This window comes from Paenibacillus lupini (assembly GCF_011761355.1).
In the GTDB taxonomy this organism is placed as follows: Bacteria; Bacillota; Bacilli; order Paenibacillales; family Paenibacillaceae; genus Pristimantibacillus; species Pristimantibacillus lupini.
In genome coordinates this window covers 557,197-581,374 of sequence record NZ_JAASRW010000001.1, presented here as the reverse complement: position 1 = coordinate 581,374, position 24,178 = coordinate 557,197, and the positions used below count along the sequence as shown (strand labels likewise).

Annotated in this window: 22 protein-coding genes; 4 read left to right on the top strand and 18 right to left on the bottom strand. The window is 45.5% G+C overall.

Features of this window, described 5'->3' with window-relative positions; genetic code table 11:
- Nucleotides 1-10 precede the first annotated feature (10 nt).
- Nucleotides 11-1,240: an MFS transporter gene (locus tag FHS17_RS02880; protein ID WP_167274129.1), complete on the bottom strand. Its 1,230-nt coding sequence runs from the start codon at nt 1,238-1,240 to the stop codon at nt 11-13.
- A 134-nt stretch (nt 1,241-1,374) separates the two neighbouring features.
- Nucleotides 1,375-2,913 carry an MDR family MFS transporter gene (locus FHS17_RS02875; RefSeq protein WP_243865151.1) on the bottom strand — a complete coding sequence of 513 codons (1,539 nt, stop codon included), beginning with the start codon at nt 2,911-2,913 and terminating at the stop codon, nt 1,375-1,377.
- A gap of 93 nt (nt 2,914-3,006) precedes the next feature.
- Between FHS17_RS02875 and FHS17_RS02870 the strand changes: the two genes are divergently transcribed.
- Entirely contained in the window at nt 3,007-3,207 is a 201-nt protein-coding gene (locus tag FHS17_RS02870) for a hypothetical protein (protein ID WP_167274126.1), read from the top strand.
- Here the strand turns inward: FHS17_RS02870 and FHS17_RS02865 are convergent.
- From FHS17_RS02865 to FHS17_RS02815, 11 genes are all read right to left on the bottom strand, one after another.
- Nucleotides 3,204-4,136: a glycerophosphodiester phosphodiesterase gene (locus FHS17_RS02865; RefSeq protein ID WP_167274122.1), complete on the bottom strand. Its 933-nt coding sequence runs from the start codon at nt 4,134-4,136 to the stop codon at nt 3,204-3,206. The two genes, FHS17_RS02870 and FHS17_RS02865, sit on opposite strands and share 4 nt — an antisense overlap.
- A 130-nt stretch (nt 4,137-4,266) precedes the next feature.
- A complete protein-coding gene (locus FHS17_RS02860) occupies nt 4,267-5,934 on the bottom strand; it encodes a thiamine pyrophosphate-binding protein (protein ID WP_167274117.1) in 1,668 nt (555 codons plus the stop codon).
- Between the two features lie 25 nt (nt 5,935-5,959).
- On the bottom strand, nt 5,960-7,750 hold the full coding sequence (locus FHS17_RS02855; protein ID WP_167274114.1) for a GAF domain-containing sensor histidine kinase: 1,791 nt from the start codon (nt 7,748-7,750) through the stop codon (nt 5,960-5,962).
- A gap of 23 nt (nt 7,751-7,773) precedes the next feature.
- Nucleotides 7,774-8,670: a GGDEF domain-containing response regulator gene (locus FHS17_RS02850; protein ID WP_167274109.1), complete on the bottom strand. Its 897-nt coding sequence runs from the start codon at nt 8,668-8,670 to the stop codon at nt 7,774-7,776.
- Between the two features lie 13 nt (nt 8,671-8,683).
- Nucleotides 8,684-9,730, bottom strand: coding sequence for an HD-GYP domain-containing protein (locus tag FHS17_RS02845; RefSeq protein ID WP_167274105.1), 1,047 nt, complete (start codon nt 9,728-9,730; stop codon nt 8,684-8,686).
- A gap of 117 nt (nt 9,731-9,847) precedes the next feature.
- Nucleotides 9,848-10,522, bottom strand: coding sequence for a DUF4166 domain-containing protein (locus FHS17_RS02840; protein WP_167274101.1), 675 nt, complete (start codon nt 10,520-10,522; stop codon nt 9,848-9,850).
- Entirely contained in the window at nt 10,519-11,457 is a 939-nt protein-coding gene (locus FHS17_RS02835; RefSeq protein ID WP_167274098.1) for a DoxX-like family protein, read from the bottom strand. Before FHS17_RS02835 ends, FHS17_RS02840 begins: the two co-directional genes overlap by 4 nt.
- Before the next feature lie 354 nt (nt 11,458-11,811).
- Entirely contained in the window at nt 11,812-12,441 is a 630-nt protein-coding gene (locus FHS17_RS02830) for a response regulator transcription factor (RefSeq protein WP_167274094.1), read from the bottom strand.
- Complete coding sequence (locus FHS17_RS02825) at nt 12,438-13,763, bottom strand: sensor histidine kinase (RefSeq protein WP_167274091.1); 1,326 nt, start codon at nt 13,761-13,763, stop codon at nt 12,438-12,440. The genes FHS17_RS02830 and FHS17_RS02825 overlap by 4 nt, the downstream gene beginning before the upstream one ends.
- A gap of 2 nt (nt 13,764-13,765) precedes the next feature.
- Nucleotides 13,766-14,827, bottom strand: a complete 1,062-nt coding sequence (locus FHS17_RS02820) for a M42 family metallopeptidase (RefSeq protein ID WP_167274087.1) — start codon at nt 14,825-14,827, stop codon at nt 13,766-13,768.
- 27 nt (nt 14,828-14,854) lie between these two features.
- Nucleotides 14,855-15,412 carry a GNAT family N-acetyltransferase gene (locus tag FHS17_RS02815; protein ID WP_167274083.1) on the bottom strand — a complete coding sequence of 186 codons (558 nt, stop codon included), beginning with the start codon at nt 15,410-15,412 and terminating at the stop codon, nt 14,855-14,857.
- Nucleotides 15,413-15,567: 155 nt separating this feature from the next.
- Between FHS17_RS02815 and FHS17_RS02810 the strand changes: the two genes are divergently transcribed.
- Together FHS17_RS02810 and FHS17_RS02805 are read left to right on the top strand one after the other, a co-directional pair.
- Nucleotides 15,568-16,785 (top strand): chloride channel protein, encoded by a 1,218-nt coding sequence (locus FHS17_RS02810; RefSeq protein WP_167274080.1) that lies wholly within the window; start codon nt 15,568-15,570, stop codon nt 16,783-16,785.
- A gap of 65 nt (nt 16,786-16,850) precedes the next feature.
- On the top strand, nt 16,851-17,444 hold the full coding sequence (locus tag FHS17_RS02805) for a hypothetical protein (RefSeq protein WP_167274075.1): 594 nt from the start codon (nt 16,851-16,853) through the stop codon (nt 17,442-17,444).
- Nucleotides 17,445-17,494: 50 nt separating this feature from the next.
- Here the strand turns inward: FHS17_RS02805 and FHS17_RS02800 are convergent, their stop codons facing one another.
- Nucleotides 17,495-18,373 (bottom strand): radical SAM/SPASM domain-containing protein, encoded by an 879-nt coding sequence (locus tag FHS17_RS02800; RefSeq protein WP_167274071.1) that lies wholly within the window; start codon nt 18,371-18,373, stop codon nt 17,495-17,497.
- Between the two features lie 97 nt (nt 18,374-18,470).
- On the opposite strand from FHS17_RS02800, the gene FHS17_RS02795 reads away from it, so the two are divergent.
- The gene (locus FHS17_RS02795; protein WP_167276324.1) at nt 18,471-18,674 is read left to right on the top strand and encodes a hypothetical protein; all 204 of its coding nucleotides are present in this window, start codon (nt 18,471-18,473) and stop codon (nt 18,672-18,674) included.
- A gap of 45 nt (nt 18,675-18,719) precedes the next feature.
- Here FHS17_RS02795 and FHS17_RS02790 read toward each other — a convergent pair whose 3' ends face one another.
- The 4 genes from FHS17_RS02790 to FHS17_RS02775 all read right to left on the bottom strand — a co-directional run bounded on the left by FHS17_RS02790 (nt 18,720) and on the right by FHS17_RS02775 (nt 24,145).
- Nucleotides 18,720-18,893: a DUF2642 domain-containing protein gene (locus FHS17_RS02790; RefSeq protein WP_167274066.1), complete on the bottom strand. Its 174-nt coding sequence runs from the start codon at nt 18,891-18,893 to the stop codon at nt 18,720-18,722.
- A gap of 126 nt (nt 18,894-19,019) precedes the next feature.
- Nucleotides 19,020-20,321, bottom strand: a complete 1,302-nt coding sequence (locus tag FHS17_RS02785) for a stalk domain-containing protein (RefSeq protein ID WP_167274062.1) — start codon at nt 20,319-20,321, stop codon at nt 19,020-19,022.
- 175 nt (nt 20,322-20,496) lie between these two features.
- On the bottom strand, nt 20,497-22,374 hold the full coding sequence (locus tag FHS17_RS02780) for an ABC transporter ATP-binding protein (RefSeq protein WP_167274058.1): 1,878 nt from the start codon (nt 22,372-22,374) through the stop codon (nt 20,497-20,499).
- Nucleotides 22,361-24,145 (bottom strand): ABC transporter transmembrane domain-containing protein, encoded by a 1,785-nt coding sequence (locus tag FHS17_RS02775; RefSeq protein WP_167274053.1) that lies wholly within the window; start codon nt 24,143-24,145, stop codon nt 22,361-22,363. Before FHS17_RS02775 ends, FHS17_RS02780 begins: the two co-directional genes overlap by 14 nt.
- Between the last annotated feature and the right edge of the window lie 33 nt (nt 24,146-24,178).

Sequence of the window (24,178 nt, the reverse complement as noted above, 5' to 3'; positions counted from 1 at the left end):
CAGCCCTCCTTCATTCCTTAACGATGCGATCCGGATCCGTTCCCTTGGTCTCCACTCCAAAGAACAAGACCGTTAGTGCGCCAATAACAATCGCAATAAAGAACACCACAAACACGCTGGTAATAGTTGTGCCCTTATCAATTAACATTCCAACAAGATACGGACCAATTATGCCGCCAATACGCCCGAAAGCAGCGGCAAAGCCAACTCCAGTAGAGCGAACGCTTGTTGGGTACAGCTCAGGCGTATAAGCATACATCGCACCCCATGCTCCCAGGTTAAAGAATGACAGGAAAATACCTGCAGTAAGTAGCATCCCCGTTGTAGTCGCATTGCCAAACCAAATCGCACAGATGGCGGTCATAAGCAAATAGACAGCTAATACCCCTTTCCGCCCTACTTTCTCGATCAGATAGGCGGCAGTAAAGTAACCCGGCAGCTGTGCTAATGTAATGATCAATACGTATTGAAAGCTTTTAACCAGCGTATATCCTTTCATAACCATCACGGTAGGTAACCATAGAAACATCCCGTAATAGGAGAACACAACCGTAAACCATAATATCCAGAGCGTAATCGTCGCCCGTTGATATTTGGCAGACCAGATGGATGCCATACGTTCGCTGAAGGTCAGCTTCTTCTTCCCTGCCTGCTCTTTATAACGAGGCGAGTCCTCGATCGCTCTTCTTAGGAACAAGGCATAAATCGCTGGTACAGCACCAATAACAAGTGCCATTCTCCAGCCATAGTGCGGAATAAAGAAGTAGGAGATTAGCGCTGCTAATATCCAGCCGCCCGCCCAGAAACTTTCTAGAAGGACAATGGCCCTTCCTCTCACTTTCTCCGGCACCGATTCCGATACCAGCGTCGAAGCAACCGGAAGCTCTCCACCTAATCCAAACCCGGCAATAAAGCGCAGAATGCTTAGTACGAGTAGATTGGGTGCAAGTGCGGACAATCCGCTAGCCACGGAAAATAGGAGCAACGTCCAAAGTAAAACTGCCTTTCGTCCATATCGATCAGCGAGTGATCCGGATACAGCTGCGCCAAATGCCATCCCTGTAGAATTAATTGCAGCGAGCAGTCCGATCTGCTGTGCGCTCAGGTTCCAGTCTACGCTTAGTGCTGCCGCAATAAACGAGACCAACCCCACATCCATGGCATCAAACAGCCAGCTGAATCCGGCGCTTAATAGCAGCTTCCGGGTTTTGGGTTCACGGAATAAAGTAGTCTCGCTCATGTTGATAGTTCCTCCAGCTTTTCAATACTTACAATGTGCCCTGGATTGAATTCCATTATGTAACAAAAGCACAAAAAACGGCGATCTTATCCAAGAATAAGATGACCGTTTCTTATCGTGTTATTCAAAGCATTCTAGGCAGCTACCTCTTCTTCTACTTCCTCACGCTTTGTGAGCACTTCCTTTTTCAAGAACCAACAGAGGACAAATGACACAACAGCAAACCCCAAGGCAATAACAAAGATATGGTCAAAGGCATTAGCAAATACCGTTTGGATCTTTAACACCAGATCTGACGACAAGCCAGCCGGTATGCCGCCTGTTTGAATGGTATTTACCGTTTGCGGATCAATACCACTTGATAAGCCATTTACACCATCCTTAATATTTTTCGCCAGGACACTGCCAAGTACACTAAGTCCAACTGTAGCTCCAAGTGACTGGAACAGCTGCACCGTACCAAGCGCTACCCCGCTATGCTCCTTCGCTACGGACTCCTGCACGATCAGGTTATCACTGCCGAACAGCGCCCCCATGCCAAGACCCATTATAAAGAAAGCAATAATGATGTAAAGAACGGTTGTACTTACAGCGATCTGAGATAGCAGGTAGATCCCTACTAACGGCAGTATGAAACAAATAATAAACAGATTACGATAAGCAACTCGAGTAACTAAGAATCCGATAAGAATACTCGATGGGATAGCTCCAGCCATAAAGGCGAACATCAGATAACCAGCCGCCGTTGGTGTCAGGCCCATTACATTTTGCGCAAAGAACGGGAAGGTCGAAATTCCGCCCATTAACCCCAACATAAGAGTAAATACGATAAGTGATAAGACAACAACATTCCGGTTACGGAACAGATGAAGCGGAATGATTGGCTCCTTCGCTTTGGATTCAATCCGAATGAATAAGGTAATTAATAAGGCCGACAAGACTAACAGACCGATAATAATGGGTGAAGTCCAGCTCAGTCCCTGATTGTCGATCAATACGGGGGCAAGCAGGAACGATAGCAATGCAGCAACAAGAGTGCCAGCGCCAGCCCAGTCAATCGTGTGTTTCTCTTCCCCTCTAGACTCATGCAGCCCTTTGAACAGGAAAGCTACAGCAACAACAGCTACCGGAATATTGATCAGGAATAACCAGTGCCAATTTAAATTACCGACAAAATAACCACCAATCGTGGGTCCGATCAGCTGTGGGAGTATCATCATAGGACCAATAAGGCTTTGCACCTTCGCACGCTGCTCAAGCGGGAACGTCTCTCCTATAATAACCAGAGCGATTGGCATTAAACCACCTGCTCCAATCCCTTGAACACCTCTGCCGATAAGAAGCTGTGCCATCGAGTCTGCCGAGCCGCAAATGATCGAACCTAGACAAAATAGAGCCATACAGCTCATGTAGACTTTTTTTCGCCCAAATACATCCGCAAGTCTTCCCAGGATTGGCATCGCAATTGTCATAGTGAGCATATACACACCAGCAACCCAGCCGTATAACGATAAGCCGTGCAGCTCCCTAATGATCGTAGGCATAGCGGTTGATACGACCGTCTCATCCATCTCAGCAAAAATAAGGCCAAGCAGCAAACCGATCAGGACAAGCGTTTTACTATTTTGCTTCACATTCAGCACCTCACTAATTCGTTTAACTGGGATCATCATACCCTCCGAATTTAAACGGAATTTAAACGAATGGGACAAAGTGGGGCTGAAATAGGATGAGAATTAGAGATTACTATGGTTGGAGGAGCTTTGATGGGGAATAAACAGAATATTATTGTAGTCGTTATACCGATCGCAGAAGTGAAAAAATTTATCCTGATTGACATCATTATCAGTACAGCTGCTTATTACGCGCTCGTCATTCCCTTCCATTCGATGATAACCGCAAGCGCCGGCAGCATGGCTCTTCCAATGCTTATTCGGCGCTCGCTTAAATTTCGTTCTCGCCGCTAGTTGTTCAACCACTGGGCAAGAGTATGACGAAGCAAATAAACAAAGCTGCTGTTCTTTTGCAGAACTTCACGGAATCGGTCCGGGTAATCAGTAAAGATGCCATCTACTCCCCAATTCAAAGCACGATCCATGTTCAGTTGATAATTAACCGTGTACGGGTAAATGCGCAGGCCGGATTTTTGAACTTTTTTAACATAGGCGGCATTAATCTTTGGAAAATTCGGACTGATCCCTTTTGCATATTTCTTAATTTTGTGCAGCGAAGCACTGCTGATTCGAGCAGGAGTGTTATACCACATCAGTTGGTACAGCACGATATGATCGTTTAATTGATGAATTTTCTTCAAGCTTTTGGAATTAAACGACTGGATAATGACATGGTCTTCAAGGCGGAATTGCTTAATTAATAGAAGCAGCCTTTCCTCAATTCCCGGGTTAAATTCTGTATCTTTGATCTCAAGAATATAACGTGTGTCGTGGCCAAAAGTAGTAAATATATCTCGTAATGACGGAACTTGCTGTCTCGTGAACTCATCCCTGGCATACATCGGATGATGCTTATTGAACCAAGAGCCTGCATCAAGCTGCTGGATGTCAGCAAGGGTCATTGCGGCTACTTTGCCTTTTGCATTTGTCGTACGATTGACGCTATCATCATGCATGGCGATGATCTCGCCATCCTTCGTCTGTTGAAGATCTATCTCGATATAATCCGCCCCGGAGTCAATTGCACTGCGGTATGCGGCAATCGTGTGTTCAGGTGCATACCCAGATGCGCCGCGATGAGCGATAATGGACGCAGGTTTCGTGAACCGTTGTCCTGCAACAGCCGGATGTTCCGCGAAAGTCAGGATAAGGATCAGGACGACGGCAATAAGTAAGCCATGCAGCATATAGAAATAAAAAGATGATATCTCTTTCCTTCTCATTTGCCAAAAGCCTCCCTTCCGTTGCCCTTAACGTTTCACGTCATTTCCCTTTTTATGCGATTTGCAGTTAAATGCAGGGACTGGAAAATAAAAAAAGCTGCTCCAATTTCTTGGAACAGCTTCATCCTATTTAATACGTTGCACCTTGTAAAAACTTAACTCGCTCGCCCATCGGAGGAATTTCGTTTCCCTCGACATTAACCTCAATAACGATTGGCCCTTGCGATTGATCAAACCACGACTTCGCCAGTTCAGGCTGAAGCTCCTCCAGCGAATTGGCCTGTGCATACCGAATGCCAAGCGCTTTAGCGACATCTGCAATGCTTGTCCTCTGCTGTGAGAAATCGTCCAAGCAGCGTTTGTACTGCATCATATGCCCGTGATATACCATACCAAGCCGTGCATTATTAATAACAACAAAAACAATCGGCAAATGATATTCTTTCGCTGTTAATACTTCGAGTCCATGCATAAAGAAGCAGCCGTCGCCTGTAATACAAATCGTTGGACGTTCAGGCTCTGCAAGCTGCGCACCTAATGCACCGCCGATACCAGATCCCATCCCACCAAAGTTGATGTTGATATCAAAGGCTTGATTTTCACGAATAATGAGATTCTGAATCGAGTACGTCATAAATTCGCCGATATCTACATAATAACGGGCATTATCAGGAGCGATAAGATTAAGTTGACGGATTGCCGTCCGAGTATTCCAATCCTCTGAAGCCGGCTCAGTCACTACAGAAGCTGCCGCAGCTTCCTTGTAGGCCAAAGAAATCTCTTGGAGCCCCTCTTCACTCATGCTCATAGTCAATCGGTCAATCAACTGCCAGACAACGAGCTCAATATCGCCATGTATCGGGTAGTCCGTCTCGAAGTTTTTGCCAAGCTCACGCTTGTCGTGATCAATGTGGATCAGCTGTTTGCCATCAACCAGACGCTCATCCCAACTGCTTGTCGCGGATTCCCCTAGGGCTGAACCAACAATCATTAATAAGTCATGCTGATCGCCACGCAAATATTCAACGGCAGAATCATTACTCGCCAGACCATATACACCAAGTGCAAGCGGATGATTTTCCGGGAATGCACCTTTGCCCCGTGGCGTTGTTGCCACATGCCATCCAGTAAGCTCTGCGAACCGCAGCATCGTATCTTTAAACTCCTTGGCGCCATGACCAAGCAATAATACCCCACGGCGGCCTGCTTGGGCTATTGCAGCTACTGCTGCATCAACGTCTTCCTGAGCCGGTGAAACGGGTTGAACCGCCGATACCGATAACACTTCAGGAGTTCCGATGTCTGTCATTTGCATATTAATCGGAATCGTAATATGTACCGGGCCAGGTATTCCACTAATTGCCGTATTGTACGCTTCAGCTATTACGCGAGGCAAGTCTTCTGGATTTGTTACGGTCTTGCTTAGTTTAGTTATGGAAGCGAAGATTGGATCAGCATGTAATTCCTGACCGCCGCCTCTGCCGAATTTAGTCGTAGGGATAGCACCTGTAAGGAAAATAACCGGAAGCTTCTCGCGCCATGCATTAGCAGCAGGTGTTACCAGATTTGTTGCTCCAGGACCACTGGAACCAACACAAACGGAAGGAATACCTGTAATTCTTGTATAGGCTGCTGCCATATAACCTGAACTTGACTCATGCTTAGCTACAATGGATGTTAATTCTGGAAGTTCATGCAAGCAATCATACAATGCATTAATAGAGCCCGCCGGGACTCCGAAAATATATTTGACCCCTTGATTTACCATAAATCTTAATCCAGCTTCGATTGCTCTCATCTTACTCTCCTTTTTCTCTCATCACTTATTTCTTAACCGTAATTTTGAATACAGAGCCTTCCCCTTCGGAGGATTCAAACGATATTTTACCTCCATGCATTTCAATCAGCTGTTTGGAAATAGCTAAGCCAAGCCCTGTTCCATTAATTTGATTATTGACTTGATAGAATTTAGTGAAAATATTTTTCTGCTTCTCAATCGGTATACCAATGCCGCTATCGCCAACCTCGATCGTCATGCCGTTGTCTTCCATATACGCTTTTATCGTGATCTTACCCCACTGCGGAGTAAATTTAATGGAGTTTGAGAGTAGATTCAGCAAAATTTGCAGGATCCTCTCACGGTCAGCACGCATGGTTTTATCCCCGCCAGCATGAATCTCAACAGCAAGCTCCAGCTTCTTCTTATTAATGAGAGAGTCCACAATATGGGTAGCTTCACGAATCAATTCTTCGAAATCAAATTCCGAATAGCTGAGTTCGAATTTGCCATTCTCCATCTTCGCGAAATCAAGCAGCTCATTCACCTGATTGAGCAGGCGTTCGATTGATTTCCCTGCCGTTTCAAGCAAATCCAGCTGGGAGTCATTCAGTTTGCCAAGTACTTCTTTACGCAAAATATCAACTGTGCCTTTTACCGCCGTAATAGGTGTTCGAAGCTCATGGGATAGCGTTGCAATGAAATCGCTCTTCAGCTCATTCAAATATTCCAGCTCTTTCACAAGACCCTCGAGCTTGAAATTCGCCTGCTGCAGCTCCATAGACCGAACATTAACAGAATAATCGAGATTCTCTGTATGAATGGCATTCGCAAGTGCTGTCGCAGTCACATCTGCTATGGATTGGCAAAATTCAATCTCGCCCTGCTCATACTCACGGCTTACGCTCATAGTCGGGATGACAACATCACCAAATACGCGATCCTTCGCTACTAATGGGATGATAAGCAGACTCATAATGTTAAACATCTCACAAGCACGGTGATCCGGACGTGGATCTGCATAGACATCAGAGATAGCTACCGCTTTTTTCTCCGTTACAACCTCATAGAACAGCTTGTCCTTATCGATACTAAGTTTGATTTCTTCGCGATGTCGATTCTTCCACTCCTCTTCCGTTACGCTGACAGAGGAAATATGATAAGGCTCAATTGTACGATCTTTCTCGTTGTAAAGGTGGATACCAACCTCGTCGGAGCCTGTTGCCCGTTTCATATAATGGAAGCAGGTCTTTAATACTTCGCGGACAGACAATGATTTGGACAATGCCTTTGTCGCATCCAGCAGCAGCTGCTGTTTTTCAACGAGATTTTTTGTATTTTCGAACATCTGGATATTATGAATAGCTACACTGACCATATTAACGAACGCTTCCGTTACTTCAATCTGCTCACGCGTCAAATTCATCGGCTTACCGAAATCATGAACAAATACAACGCCAAAGATGGAATCATTCACAATAACAGGTATACCAAGAATGGATTGAATCTTCATAAGCAGCTTCTTATCATCATCGATCCGCTCATCAATATTTGTATCTCCAATGTATTCACTAGCTCTTCTCTCCAGAATATCTCGGACAAAGGCATCCTTCTGCGGGTCGATCAAGAGCTCAGTAATATCAATGGACATCTTATTTCCTTTGTAACCTGTAAAGGTTCCGTCAGGCTGTTTCAGGAAAAATCCGACCAAGTCTGCTTGGGTAATCTCGCTGGCAATCGCATCTACGAACACTTGAAGAATGTCTGAAAGCTCAAATTGTGAATTGATTACTTTCGTCATCAGAAACAATTTTTTGAAGCTCTTTAATTCCATCATAAATTATCCACCTATCTGTCCGTTTAATAGATCGTGATTTGATTTTTACCACCTTGTTTGGATTGCAGCAAAGCTTGATCGGCAAAACCTATCATGTGTTCAAAAGAATGTTTATTCACTTTCTTCGTTATTCCGATGCTGACCGATGCATTCGCACCCTGTTCAACTAGTGAGCCGATGGCCAGCTCATTCACCGTGCGAATAATCTCCTGTGCCATTTCTTCTGCACCCTCTTCTTGCTGCAGCAGGACCAGAAACTCGTCTCCGCCAAACCGGAATGCAAGATCACTCTCCGGTGTTATCGCCTTCTGAATAATCGATGCGATTGCTCTAAGTACCTGATCGCCCACAAGATGTCCAAATGTATCATTAATCGACTTGAAGTTATCCATATCGATCATGAGCATAGCCTGGAAATCGTTTAACCGAGCAGAAGACTCAAGAAGCACTTCATTTAGATACATCCGGTTATATAGTCCTGTTAAAGCATCCGTATTCGCTCTCTCGGACAACTTTGCTTTTGCAGTCATCAGCCTATCAAGCTTTTGTTTCTGCTCTATAGCAAAGTTCACCTTCATCTCAAGAAGATCAAGATCATATGGCTTCGTTAAATAATCGAAAGCTCCAAGCTGCAAGCCCTGAAGAATATCTTTCTTCTGTACATTAGCAGACAAGAAGATGATTGGGGTATCAAAGCCCTCCCGGCTCATCCAGTGCTTGTAGACATCAAAGCCTGACATATCTGGCATCATCACATCCAGTAACACGAGATCGGGACGAACCTCATCATATATCGCAAGTGCCTCTGTGCCGTTTTCTGCCGTATGTATGCTGTAGTTTAGAGAGTTCAAAAATATACGAAGAATTTGTACATTATGCGGTTCATCGTCAACGATGAGAATTTTTTCACGCAATGACATGTTTCCCTCCGATTTATTCACCATTGATTAAGGTCCTCATCGTCATCTGCTCATCGATGATGTCAAGAAACTGGTGGACGAGTTGTTCGTCAAATTGAGTATTGGCATTCGTCACCAACTGTTTTCTTACTTCCTTCACATGCAGGGAACTGCGGTATACACGGGTAGAAGTCATCGCATCGAAAGCATCCGCTAAGCTGACAATCCGGACAAGAAATGGAATTTCATCCCCCTTAAGGCCATCGGGATAACCTTTCCCGTCTATTCGTTCATGATGCCATCTGACAATTGGAAGAATGTCATGTACTTCAGGCAGATCCTTTAATAATTCATAACCAATAGCAGGATGCTGACGAATCACATCAAACTCCTCATCGGTCAAACGTCCCGGCTTCATAAGAATATGATCGGGAATAGCCAGCTTTCCGATATCATGCAATAAAGCAGCCAGCTTCAGCAGCTCGAGCTCATTAGAGCTTAGACCAACCTTTTCACCTAACAAAGAAGAATAAAAGGCGACGTTATAGCAATGGTCCACTGTAAAGCTGTCTTTCATCCGCAGGGTATTAAACAAGCTTTCGTAGGATTGCTGTCTCAAAAATTGCTTACGGAAATAAATCTTGTCGACGAGCTGATCCATATGTAATTTGATAATTCGGCAAATTTGAAGCTCTTCAGATGTTAACGATCTTTGTGACTGAAAACAAAGCAGGAGAGTACCATTCGTTGAATTGCGATTAATATGGAAGGGATATATCGTGTGGAATGATGTTTCCTTCAAACTGGCTCCATCTAACTTGTCGTCTTCGCTAAGAGGCCTTCCATCCGGTACACGCTCAAAAAAATCAGCCTGAACAGCTATCTGCTGAAGCTGGTTTATATCAAACTGCAGCATATTATACGAATACGCTGCAGGCTCCTGGCGCTGTGAATCTTCCATTAGAAATAAACAAATTTGCTCGCAGCCGATCGTATCTTTTAAATATTGGCCAAGAAGCCCCATTGAATCAAATAGCGAGTTTGAGTTAATGACACTCTTGAAAAACACCGAATTATGCATGCTTCAACCTCTATTTCTCATGAATACATGAAGCTTTAATCCTTGTTTTATTCGACATCTAGTCATTTTCTCCTCTATTTGAACTATAAAAAATGTCGTTTTTTGCAAATTAAATAATTATTCTCTTTTTTCTTGTCTAAGAGGCATGGCGTCAAGTGGAATATGGTTTAGTGAAATCAATTGTGCTTCAAAGCTTCCTTCATAATGGAAAACACTCCCAAACATAGGATTTGAAACATGAACGCTGATGCGGAATTTCTCCAGCTCATCATCATACCACTCCATAACCTCAGCGATTCCCGTTAATTGCGGCGGAAAAGTAAATTGAAGAATTCCTTCATAAAAGCGCTGATCACCGGACCGGATTCGGATTCCTCCATTGCTGGCTGCTGTAATGTCCAGGTCCACAGCCAGATGCTGCTTATTACCTAGATAATCTACAATCTGCCGTCTCTCCTCGCTGTAGATCATCGTTGCATCGAAATGACGGATTGTCCGTTTGAATTGAAACTTACGGATCCAGGTTATCGTCTCTCGACCGAACTTATCTTGGTAGGCATAGTTCTCAATGGTGAATGGAATATGGCTCCCGCCTTGCGGAAACATGATATGACGTGATGCACCTAAGGCAAGCGGCAAAACCGCCCATTTCGCAAACCAGATTCTCTCCATGACACCTTGCCCGATAGAAGCTGCCTGATCTTTACTGCTGAATCCAAAACGCTCCTGAATCCGGGGATGAAGCTTATCAAATTGTGAGGCCAAAGCTTGTTCGTAGATCGATCTTGTCATAGTTCTTGTTCCCCCTTAGGTTTTGTTGGCATAGTCCGAATACAATGTCCCGCTCTTGGCAAATCACGTATGGTTAAATGAGCAATGATACAAAGACCGATCATTCCAACACTTAAGACCACCGGGTTAAAAGGCTGCGCAAGCAAGGTTGGAGAACCAGCAATTGCACCCGCGGCTAGTCCCAGCAACAAAGCGATCTGTAAGTTGAAGACGGAACGCCTGCGATGGAAACCTAGAAGGGTGAAGCCAAGTATTATCTCAGCACCTCCAAGCCATTTCAATAGTTCAGGCTCATTGCCGGCGAACACTCCAATACTCTGCATCACGCCGAGCTCACCCGCTCCTGGATACATCCATTTCGGCACGATACCTTCGTATAACCAGAGGAAGCAAAGCAAGATTACACTCAAGTAATGGATAATTGCTCGCTGTATACTAACTGCAGGAGGAATTTGCTTTTCCAACCATAGCCGCAGCACATCAAAGCTCCACGCGGTCGCCCATCCGAATATCGGACGGAACAAGATTCGATCAAACCATTGACCAAGCACACCAAACCTTGTCTCATAGTTGTATTTGGTAATAAATGATATAGAGTCATCCTGCGGATTCGGACGATACTGCCAATAACCCGCTCCATGCCGGATTAAGGAGATTGGCTGATCAGAACCAAACGCAAGTGTCGAGACTCGAACGCCTGTTACTTCATTAATTGATGACCTGGTCAAACCGTTTCCGCTAATATGAAGTCCAAAGCCAATACGTGTTTGATATCGAAAGGATTGTGGACTTTCCTCTGACTTGCGGGACAGATAAGTAATACTTGAAAATCTTAAATCCCATTGCTGATGAAGTTCAGCCTTTTGTGTACAAGCCCAGATTTGGTCCATATCCGTCTTCATTTTTAGTTCCACATAGATCGGTTTTCTTTTCATTGTTTGTTCGCTCCTTTCCCTTTCATTCTAGGGCGAGGAGGCGAGACGGGGCAGTTCTAAGTTTTTTAGTACCCTTGATTGTTAAAAATGATCGAGGGTTATATTCCAAACTGCACATTCGAATGTTCTTTCGATCGCCATTGCTCGTGGATTCCTTGATTGGACGAAAAAATGTTGGAAACCACGAGCAAAAGCGAACGCTAACGCTTCTACAGAATCATTCGAATGCTCCGTTTGGATTAACCTGTACAACATATTTTAAAAAATCAATGATTGCATTGCATTGAGGCAATAACTGAAAAAGAAACAAAAAAAAATGGCCGTAACGGTTTTTCACCGCACGACCATTTATAATCATTTTGGAGGAAGCAATCCTCTACGGCGAACCTTTTCCACCGCTTGCTTCCGGCTGGTTACGCCAAGCTTCTTCAGCATTTTGTTAACCTGGTTTTTGAGTGTACTTTCCGTCTTGTACAGCTTCTTCTCCATCTGAGGTTGCGTATAACCCTGCTCAATTAACTCGAACACTTCGCGTTCGGCTGAGGTCAGCGCCTTGAGCTGCTCTTCCCGCTTCAGCCTGGCGTAATCCTTCAACAAGGCGTCCATTGCACGAGGATGCTGGTGAGCGCTTCGGATGGCATGGGGCAAATCCTTATAGTTGGACTTCTCCACATAGTTAACGGCTCCCGCCGTAAAGGCCTGCATAATGATGGATTCATCTTTCATTGAGGTTAACATAATGATTCTCGCAGGATGAATGTCATTCAATTCAATGGCGGTATAGATGCCTTCCTCGTTATAATCCGTCAATTGGATGTCCAGCAGGACCACATCAAACTCGAGCTGCCCCGCTTTCTCAATTGCTTCATGAGAGGAAGTCGCAGCACCAACAACTTCAAGGTCTGGTTCGCTGTTCAGATAAGCCGTCATCGCTTTAATCCAGTCTGGATCATCCTCGACAAGAAAAATTTTGATTACTGTCATCCCTTGATCCTCCTGTTACCTGCAAAATGAAAGACAACGGTAGTTCCTTCATTCACTTTGCTGATCACTTCTACAGAACCGCCGCTCTTCCTCATGACGTTATATACGTAAGATAGTCCAAGCCCAAAGTTATCTGAACGGTTCTTCGTACTGAAGAACGGCTCAAATACTCGCTCCAATTGCTGTGCGGGTATCCCTTTGCCATTATCCTGAATCGAGAGCTGGACTATTTTCTTCACCTGTACTAATTCAATGGTCAGCTTCCCGCCTTCATGCATCGCTTCCACCGAATTGGTCAACACATTGCTGATTGCTTCTGATAAATGTACGGGATCACATTTTACAACGGGCTCACCGTTATAAATGGTTTGAATCTGAATGCCTTTCCGATCGAGCAACCCTTGATTCAGACGAAGACAATTGTCGACCAGTTGATCGAGTCTAACAGACTTTTCTACAAGGAAAATATCTTTCATTTGGCTGTGAATCCGGTTCACCATGCCCAGCATATGCTCGGATGCAGCTTCAATGATTTCAATATGCGATAACGTTCCCGTATCAGGCAGTTGAGCACTCAGCTCTCTCTTTAAGTTATCTGAGCTAATGGCGATTTTGCCTATTTCATTCTTAATCGAGTGATTAAGCTGAACTGCTCCTGAACTGACTGCCTTCATCGTACCTTCGAGTGGATCCTTCTCAAAACGCAGCTTTACGCCAAGTACACCATAAATGAATGTGCAGATGAGTGCGACAGAAAGTGAATAAATAATAAACAAAGAGACGTATCGGAAAGCATCAATATCCGGCGTAAGAACAGCAGCTACATTAATGAATAGGAGCGCCGCAAGAATGGTTGGCACAATAATAATGGTGGCAATAAACCGGTTTCGACGTTTGCGGCGGTTCGTCTCTTTCCATAGAGATATCATCAGCAGCAAACATGAGGTAATGTAATAAGGTGCAGCCCAGCCCAGCAGGAACCTGAAATTCACCGTAAGCTCTGGTTGTAAGGGAGTCGTCAACATCATCCATATAGGCAAAAGCAGCAAAACCAGCTTAAGATACAGTCTGGCCCTGCTGCTCTTCACGAGCTCCGAGTACACCAAGCTAAAGATCAGAATACCATAAGGCGTTAACATATGGTTTAGCAGCTGCTCGATATTAGCCAGCTCTTTATAACCTTGGTCAAGCAATACATCTGTCAGTCCGCCAATCGCAGCTGAACTTAAGAAAAAGGCTGCCCATCGGTTCATCTCGCTCCGGGGATTATTCGCAAGCAGAATGACCGCGGCCGTAAGCAGCGCAAAAAAGTAATAAATCATATTTAGGAGACGGTGAGTCCTAAATATGCGAGCAGCAAGGCTGCCGTATTTATGATGGCCTCCGTATGTGTCCGTTCCATCGCATGGGACGCATGCACACCTGGGCCAATGAGTGCCGCGCGAATATTACTTCCTCCCCGCAGCGCAGCAGAAGCATCAGAGCCATATTGCGGATAAATATCTACTGCATAACGAAGCTGATGCTGCTTGGCAAGTTCAATCAGTCTTGATGTCATTTCATAATCATAAGGACCGGACGAATCCTTTGCACAAATCGAGACATCCCTTTCAGTCGTGGACAAATCGTCACCTATGGTGCCCATATCAACCGCAATAAGCTCCGTAACATCCTCAGGCACATACGAATTACCGTGACCAACTTCCTCATATGTTGAAATGATCAGCTTGACAGTTCGCTCCGGTTGTTTGCCAGTACGCTTCAGCCATTCCAGAAGACCAAATAAAGCCGCGACACTAGCTTTGTCATCGAGATGACGAGATTTCACCCAGCCGTTCAGCAAAATCCGAACCCGAGGATCCCATGATACAATATCACCTGGGGCAATGCCGAGCCGCTCCGTCTCTTCTTTGCTGGAAGTCAATTCATCAATCCGGATCTCCATATTAGCTTCTTCCCGTTTCCACTCTCTAGCATCCGGGTAGACATGGACAGAGGTTTTCGTCGACAGGACCGTCCCCTCATATTGACGTCCATCTCTTGTATGTACAAGACAATACTCTCCTTCGACGGTATGCATGTTATATCCGCCGATTGGTGTAATACGCAGCATTCCATTTGGCTTAACCGAACGAACCATAGCACCCAGGGTATCGACATGGGCGGTGTAGGCAATCGCTTCCGTTGAAGGTCCACTGCCGGGAATGGTAATGATGCCATTGCCCTTTGGTGTTCGTTCCATCGTATAACCAAACTTCTGTGCTTCTTCTTCGAGGCGCTTCATAATAGCCATACAGTAGCCGCTTGGGCTAGGGATTCGAAGCAATTCATCAAGCAGCCCTATAATATATTTCCGATTTAACGTTGTATTTAATTTGGTATCCATCTGAATGTCCTCCTTTATTTGAATGACTCATTTTTTAGAATACGCCTTTTCATGAAAAACGGTTATGTACCGGAATAACTTTTTGCCACTTCCGTCTCCAATCCAGCCAGTCTCTTGATTCAGTTGTTTGTACATCGCGCGATATGGCTCAGGTACCCAAATGTAAGGATGCTCATAATCAGTAATGGTGAACCCATTCCGTTCCCAGAACCGGATACGCTGCTCATTCACTGGTGTCCGCTCGGACTCTACTTCTATAAGAAGGCCATCAAGCTGTTTTTCATTATGAGCCCAATCCGTAATCGCTTCAATGAGCTGAGAACCAATTCCTTCTCCTCTTCTACTTTCAGAGACAGCGATATAATCAATGAGCAGGATTCTCCCGCCGCCAGTTAACCCGGATAACGCCATCGCCTCTACGGTACCGCCATCTGTGAGGGTATGAAGATAACAAGTCATTCTCGTAAACATTCCAGTTATAATCGAATCAGGTTTACGGCCTTCCTTCGGGAAGGAACGGTGATACAACTCCTCGGCAAGCGGCCACAGCTGATTATCCAGTTGTTCTAAGGTTGTAAACAACATAATTCATGCAGTCTCCTTTATCCTTATCATCCACTCCAGCTCTCTTCCTCTAGTGTAACATTTCTTCATCTTATTGACGTTATTTTCAAAATGTACGATAGTAAGTAAATACTTGTTCTCGGCTATATTCCCTTTAGTAAGGAGATTCACCATTCATGGCAAGCTTTCTTAAAATAAACGTCAAACGACTAGCACTCGCCGTCATCATTGGAATATGTACGGGCTCGTCATCTGCCTTATTCCTTACGACCCTAGAATGGGCTACTTCAACTTCGCTGTCGCATACTTGGCTCCTATGGCTCTTACCTCTCGGTGGAGCGCTTGTAAGCTGGCTTTATCTTCAATATGGCAAAGACGCCGCAAAAGGAAACAATCTGCTGCTCGATCGGATTTATGGCGGTGAAACGGCAGTCCCGTTTCGTATGGCACCACTTGTCCTCTTTGGTACTCTCGTCACGCATCTGTTCAGCGGTTCGGCTGGGCGGGAAGGAACCGCCGTTCAAATGGGTGGCAGCTTCGCAGAGCTCGTAAGCAAAAGATTCCATCTTAGCTCAGCCGAACGCAAAATCATCCTGCTATGCGGAATAAGCAGCGGCTTTGGCTCTGTCTTTGGAACACCTGCCGCAGGAGCGATATTTGCCCTAGAAGTAGCAGCTCTTGGCGCTATTTCACTCGAATCGATCCTGCCAATCTTTCTGGCAAGTTATATTGGCCACTTTACGACCTTAGCTTGGGGTGTTCATCACCATCATTACTCGATTGGCCATGTCCCGGCTCTAAGTGGCTTACTGCTGCTCAAAATGGTTACCGCATCTGTCCTCTTTGGACTAGCTGCCCTCTTATTCGTAACCTTAACGCATCGTCTGAAAGCTTGGTTCGCCAAGAAACTGCCTAATCCGATGATGAAAAGCTTTGTTGGCGGCCTAATCGTTATCGCACTTGTCTATATCGTCGGATCGCGAGACTACTTGGGGCTTGGCTTACCGCTGCTCGCACACTCCTTCGAGGAGGCATCATCGCCATTTGCCTTCCTGTGGAAGACTATCTTTACCGCTCTTACCCTTGGAACCGGATTCCAAGGCGGAGAAGTCACTCCACTATTCGTCATTGGCTCCACGCTTGGCAGCGCCTTAGCGCAGCTTCTCTCTGTGTCTGTCCCATTGTTAGCCGGAATCGGTTTGATCTCCGTCTTCAGCGGGGCAACTAACACACCACTTGCAAGCTTCATTCTTGGCATCGAGCTGTTTGGCTTGCATGGCTATGGCTGGCTGTACATGCTGATCGGATGCGCAATTGGTTACCTCTGTTCCGGTGTTCCAGCCATCTACTCCTCTCAACGTGCAAGACGTTACTTTAAAGAATTAATGGGCTAATCACCCTTAGGCAAATACCTTCATAGGATGAAGAAGTATATTTGACGAAAGGGTGCATACGGTTCATGAAACGTAAGACATCACCCAAAAAAGCTTCGGTTCGCGGCTTTCAGCCAGGCCTTCCATTGCCAGGGGTTCCGGGCGGCCCAGGCAGCCCTCTTGGTCCGGGCGGTTTACCGCCATTCACTCCTGGTATTCCTGGCGGCGGTGGAGGAGGTCTTCCTCCATTCCCTCCTATGCAGCCCGGTACAATGCCACCATCCGGAGGCGGCGTGCCACCCCAATTACAAGGAACCAATCTGCAAAATATATTAGTCCAGCATCCACGTCCAGGGGCAAGACCTCCACAAGATATGGTTAATCTGTACAATATGCTGAAAGGCAATCCTTCCATGCTGCAATCATTCATTCAACAGCGCCCGCAATCGCTTTCGCAAGGCCTTCAGCTTGCACAATTTGGTTCAATGGGGCCAAGGAATCCCAATGATCGAGCTTTGCCTGGCTTTTGCTACAACCGATGGACGTTAGCTTTTACATTTAACGATGTCTACCTGTTCTTCCCGGTAACGAATCTATTCGGTTTTGTAATTGCTTACTGTTTCCCATCTTTAACGCCATGTATCGTACTTGACTTTACGATCCTATTTGCATTGTGTTAAAAGAAAAACAGCCGTAAACGTATAACGTTCACGGCTGTCCGTATGTTCTCTTATTTGCCGAACCTCTGGCGGTACCCACACTTGCGGCAAAGCTCTTCAACTGCTTCTCGTCTTGAGAAGCCGTCTACCAGATTGTTCGCGCGCTCACCTTCAACAATATCTGAGAAATGCTGATTATTAATATTGCCCAAATTAATGACGCCTTCTCCATCCAGGCAACATGGCACTACTGTACCGTCGATCAGAATGCCAGCCTGATTGCGAAGCCCGTAACAGAAGCCTTTTCCGTCATCCTCTTTCGCTCTAAGATCCGGCCATTCAAACTCATAGTCCTGATTCAAGTAGACACGATCGGCAATTTTGACCCCGCTGCCTGGAACGACCTTTTCTTCAATGAAATAATCGAGTTCAAATTCCTTCTCAATCATTTCTAAAATTTCACGATTCCGCTGCTTTTCTGCATTCGTCATATTATCTTGGGATAGATTCCAGAGACGGAATGAAGCGATCATGTTTGTCTGATCCATCGCTTCGCGGACGAAAGATAACACACCACCAATATATCCCTCTTTATCTGTTGACCCTTCATGTCCGTCAAAGCTATGCAGTGAGAAATTCATCTGACGCAGCGCTGGCTTCGACAGAAGCTTATGTTTATTTTTCTGAAGCAGCGTTCCGTTCGTTGTAATATTCACCTTAAAGCCATGTTCATGGCTAATATCGAGCAATTGGTCAATTTTCGGATGAAGCAGAGGTTCGCCCTTCAGATGAAAATATATATAGTCCGTATGCGGCTTGATTTGCTCTAATCGTTTTGTAAAATCCTCTACGCTAATGAAACCTTTCGCGCGCTCAGTTGGCGGGCAGAAAGAGCAGGATAAATTACAGATACTCGTAATTTCGATATAAAATTTCTTGAATTTCTTCATACTTCAAAGCTCCATTCTTCACGATGCTGACAGTCTATCCAACATTATACCATCAAAGTCAATCAGGAGGTTGATTGGAATGTTAATGCCAGGTCAAATGTCCATTCAGCAAAAAGCAATGATGATGATCGGCCGCCCAGTCGGGATCTCTCTTCGCAACGGGCAAGGCGTATCCGGTGTCATCTGTTCAGTACAAGGCGGAGAGGTCTATATCATGCAATATATGTACGCCACGCAGTTCGCTACTTTCCACTACAGCTTTAATGATATTAATGACATTTTGCCTTATCCGGGTTGTTAAGCCAAACAAAAAACCGCGGGATACGCGGTTTTATTGTTTGTTCCATTAACGAATGACTGCGGCAATAATTTTGTTAATAGCAACATAGATCGTTGCTTTAAATAATTTAAGTACAACGATACCATTTTTCACTTTAACAACTTTGCCAACGATCTCTTCGCCAGAAACCGTCTTTAAAACAACAACTTTACCGTGAGCCAGTTTGATTGCTTCAACCATGGAATCCCCCCCTATCAACTCTACTACTCTATTAATATGAGGAGGAGAGAATAGGGTTCGGGCTAATCTAAAAAAACAGCGGTAGAGTCGGACCTTCGTCCCATTCTACCGCTTATTACTGCAAATCTATTGTTTAATAACTGACTTGTTGATTGCTGCAATTAGATCCGGTGAGTATTGGCGGAACAAGCCTAAGCGCCAAAGTGCTGCACCTTTTAACTGATAACGTTTCACCAGACCAAGCTTATCATCGATAGACTGAGGTGTTTCGGCTCTCAGATCGATACCAAGCAGCAGCTTGGATTTAGGCACACCGGCCTTCAAAGCTTGCTGAATCGCATCATTAACCTTGTTATTAGGCTCTGGCACCTGAGGACCTGTACCTGATGGATTATATTTGTACGCCATTAGAATAAGATCATCAGCAATGGAAGCAAGCGTCTTGTAATCATACCCTTGGTATGCGCTGTTAGGCGCATGAACGACAAGCGATAAAGCTGCACCTTGAGGCAAAGCATCCTTTAACTGCTTCGCATACACATTCAGAAGCTTCTGCTGCTCAACTTTGTCGAGTTGAAAACCTAACCCTTCAAAGTCCAATACTACTCCGCCAAAGCCATAATCAGTGATCGCTTTCGTAATCCCATTGATGGAGTTTGTACGCAGCGTTTCGTTACTCATCATATTCGTTAATTCATTTTGCCCATCAAGCGAATACACCATCAAGTAAGGCTTAATCGATTTGGATGTTGCATCACTGACCAGCGACTGAGGCGTAACATCTCCACTTGGCTGCGGCACACGATATTCAGAACCCTCAAGCGTGAAATGACCATCCCTGTCAATACGGCTCCATCCAAATGCAACAGAGTTAGCGGAATCCACCAGATCCCGTTCTGCAAATGATGATAAAGCATAGAAAGTACGAAGATGGATCGCCTTTTGCGGCGATTTAATCGTTACAGTATTGGTCGCTTGGCTCCAGCCAACCTGAGCACCAAATTGCGTGCTGAAAAAGCTTAATGGAATGAGAACTCGATTATTTTTCATCATAGGCGCTGCTGGCAGCTTAACATTAGTGCCGTTAACAACCGCTGTGCTGCTGCCAATTTTCATCGAAAGCTTAATAGCTTTCCCTTGCTTTGTACCTTCCGCTGTAACCGTCTGAGTAGCATCACTCCACACGACCTTCTGAAGGCCAAGTGCCTCACCAATCGTACGGAACGGTACAAAGGTAACGCCCTTCACAATGATAGGTGGTGTGTCAAAAGGCAGTTCAATATCATCTAATAGAATCGTCGTTTTTGCTGGAACGGTTGAAGCTGTTGTTGCAGCAGCTGCGGCATTGGCCTGATCTGTCGTCAAATTACTCGTCAGTAAAGCCAGCGCCAGCAGCGCAGCTGCTGATTTAATTCCCCATTGATTCATTACTTACAAGCCTCCCATGCTCTATCCTTTATCTACCAACAAGTGGAAGTTTAGCATTTGTCTAGTATATCAACTTCTACTAGAGATCACAAATGATAGAATAATGACGGTAGAGTGATAGGGTAGCAAAAAAAAAGAACAGGACCACTCCAGCTGAGTTGATCCTGCTCTTCTCCTATACCGTTAAATTCCGGTGCATCCCGTAATAAATGCCTTCCTTCTCCATCAATTCATGATGCGAACCCTGCTCTGCAATGGTTCCCTTGTCGATGACAAGAATCGTGTCGGCATTCTGAATCGTGGACAGTCTGTGCGCAATAATGAAGCTTGTGCGCCCTTCCATCATTTGAAGCATAGCAGCCTGAATCCGAAGCTCAGTACGAGTATCAATGCTGCTTGTTGCTTCATCGAGAATGAGGATAGATGGCTCCGCCAGGATCGCTCTTGCGATGGCGAGCAGCTGACGCTGTCCTTGGCTTAGATTCCCCCCATTTTCCGTCAGAGGTGTATCGTATTGCTGCGGCAAGCGGCGAATGAAGCCATCTGCTCCCGCTGTGCGTGCTGCCCTGCGGACTTCCTCATCTGTTGCATTCGGATTGCCGTACTTCAAATTCTCTTTCACTGTACCTGAAAATAAATACGTATCCTGCAGCACAATTCCGAAGCTTCGGCGGAGACTATCTCTCGTATAATCCCGGATATCACTGCCATCAATTAAGATTCGTCCACCCGTTACATCATAAAAACGGCTGAGCATGTTGATGACCGTCGTTTTCCCCGCCCCTGTTGGTCCAACGAGAGCTGTGCTGCTGCCAGCTTCTGCTTTGAAGCTGATCCCTTTCAGGATTTGCACATCACTGCGATAGCCAAACTGAACGTTCTCGAAGACAACTTCACCCTTCGGATTGGTTAACTCGATTGCATGAGGACGATCTTCGACTTCCTCATTCTCATCCAATACTTCAAATACCCGTTCAGCCCCTGCGATCCCCGACTGCAGAACGTTATAAGTATTCGCCAGGTCCATCATTGGGCGGACAAATTGACGGGAATAGCTGAGGAAGCTGGCAATAACGCCAACTGTAATCATTCCTTTTACCGCCATCACACCACCTACGATCGCCACCGCAGCAAATCCGATATTACTAATTACGCTGAGCAGCGGCATCATAAAGCCCGACCAGATTTGAGCTTTCGTACTTACTTTGCACAGCTCATCATTATCCTTGCGGAAATCAGCAATGGACGGCTCTTCATAGTTAAATGCTTTTACGACCTGAAAACCTGTAATGGTCTCTTCAATTTGACCATTCAGCCTGCCAAGCTGAGCCTGTTGGTTCTTAAATAACGCACTCGTACGTTTCGTAATCGTCTTAGCGAGTAAAAATACGAGAGGCACCGTTATCAGGCTGGCAAGCGTCAACAGCGGACTAAGCACAAGCATCATAATGAGTGAGCCAAGCAAGGCGATAGATCCACTCATGAGTTGAGCAGCTGTCTGTGAGACAGAAGTACTGACGTTATCGATGTCATTGGACAGCCGGCTCATTAGTTCCCCATGTCTTCGGGTGTCAAAATAGACAAGCGGCAACCGTTGCAGCTTCTGGAATAAGGTTCGGCGAAGACGGCTGACAATCCGCTGGGAGATGCCTGCCATCATCCATCCTTGCAGGAAGGACAAGGAAGCATCTGCCACATAAGCGGCTGCCAACGCGATGAGAACGATATGCAGCAGCTTGAAATCAACTGTGTTATCTCCACCTACCATTGCATTAACTGCTACACCAATCAGATATGGACCTAACAGCATAATGGCCGAATCAATAAGGATGAAACCAAATACAATACCCAGCTGTTTGCGTTCGCCGCTTAGATAACCCCAAAGCCGAAACAAGGTGCCTTTGAAATTTTTTGGTTTTTGCTTAGGTCCTCCGCGTCCTCCGAACCCAGGACCACCTGGCCCGCCTGGCCGTCCAGCCATTGGCGGGACGTTCACTTCCTGACTTGGAGCTCCGCCGCCATTAACTGCTGGATTTGAATTAGGCTGAGGCATGATTGTCCACCTCCTTGCCGATTTGAGAGCGATAAATTTCTTGATAGACATGACAAGTTTGCAGCAGACTGTCGTGGCTTCCCATGCCTACAATCTCTCCGTCATCCATAACAAGGATGGTATTGGCATCCTTCACAGACGAGATCCGCTGAGCAATTAACAGACAAGTGACATCTTTGGCGTATTCATTAATGGCACGTTTGATAGATGCCTCTGTCGCGCTGTCCAGTGCGCTTGTACAATCGTCCAAAATGAGAATTTCTGGCTTCCGTATAAGAGCTCTCGCTATCGAGATCCGCTGCTTCTGTCCGCCTGAGAAGTTTACGCCGCCTTGGCCGATCAACGTATTGTACTGCTCCGGCAATTCAGAAATAAAGGAATGTGCGGAAGCCATTTTGGCCGCTTCAACTACCTCATCTACGGAAGCATCTTGTTTACCAATTCGGAGATTATCGATGACCGGTCCGGTGAACAAAATCGACTTTTGAGGTACAATCCCAATCTTCTCCCTAAGCTCATGCGTGTCCAAATCGCGAATGTTAACGCCGTTTATTTTCACAGAACCTTCCGTAACATCATAAAAACGTGGAATTAAATTGACCAATGTGCTTTTGCCTGAACCTGTTGAACCAATGATGGCTAATGTCTCACCAGGCTGGCAGGTGAAACTAATAGATTTAAGAACAGGCTCTCCATCCGGCCCTTCATAAGAAAAGCTGACATTGTCAAATTCAATAGCTCCTTTACCCTGCATTGACTGCATTGACTGCATTGACTGCATTGACTGCATTGACTGCATTGGCATTGGTGTCGAATGATTTTCCATCGTATTAACTTCAGCAAGCACTTCTACGATACGGCCTGTCGATGCCTTTGCCCGTACAAACATGTTGAAGATCATCGTCATGGTCGTCAGCGAGAATAAGATTTGTGTCATATAGTTAACAAACGCGATAATATGTCCCACTTGTGTGTGACCACTATTGACTCGAATGCCTCCCAGCCAGATAACCGCCACAATCCCGATATTCATCGTTAGCGTTACACCTGGGCTGAACACCGCCATCACCCGCTGTGCGGATATTGCACGGGACTCATATTGCTTATTGATGCCATTAAATTTGCCGACTTCCAGATCAAACCGATTAAACGCTTTGACCACCCTTACGCCTGACAAATATTCGCGCATTACACCGTTAAGCCGATCAAGAGCGTTCTGTACCTTAAGAAATAATGGCAGTCCAACCTTCATATTCAGCACAATCATTAAGCCGACAATTGGAATAACAATCATTAGAACAATGGACAAATAAGGATTTAAGCGGAAGGCCATAACAAAGCCCCCGATACAGAGCATAGGTGCTTTGACGAAAATACGCATCATGCCGTTGACGAAGTTCTGCACTTGCGTCACATCATTCGTCAGTCTTGTTACAAGCGAAGCGCGGTCATAACGATCCACACTTTCAAAGCTGAGTCCTTGTATTTTCTCAAATAAATCTTGGCGCAGCTCCGCACCAAAACGCTGGGACACGATGCTCGAAACGATATTGCGGCCAGAGGCCGCAAGCGCACCACCAAGTGTTATAAGCAGCATCCAGCCGCCAAATCGCAGCACCGTATCCATCTGTTTGTTCGCTACACCTTCGTCCACGATATGGGACATCATGGTTGGCTGCAGCAAATCACCAAGCGCTTCGATGCTTACTAACAATACGGAAACAATAAACAGCAGCCCGTATTTTTTGACATATTTCATCATATGCCGCACGTAATGATCCCCTTTCGTCTGACTAGTTCGACT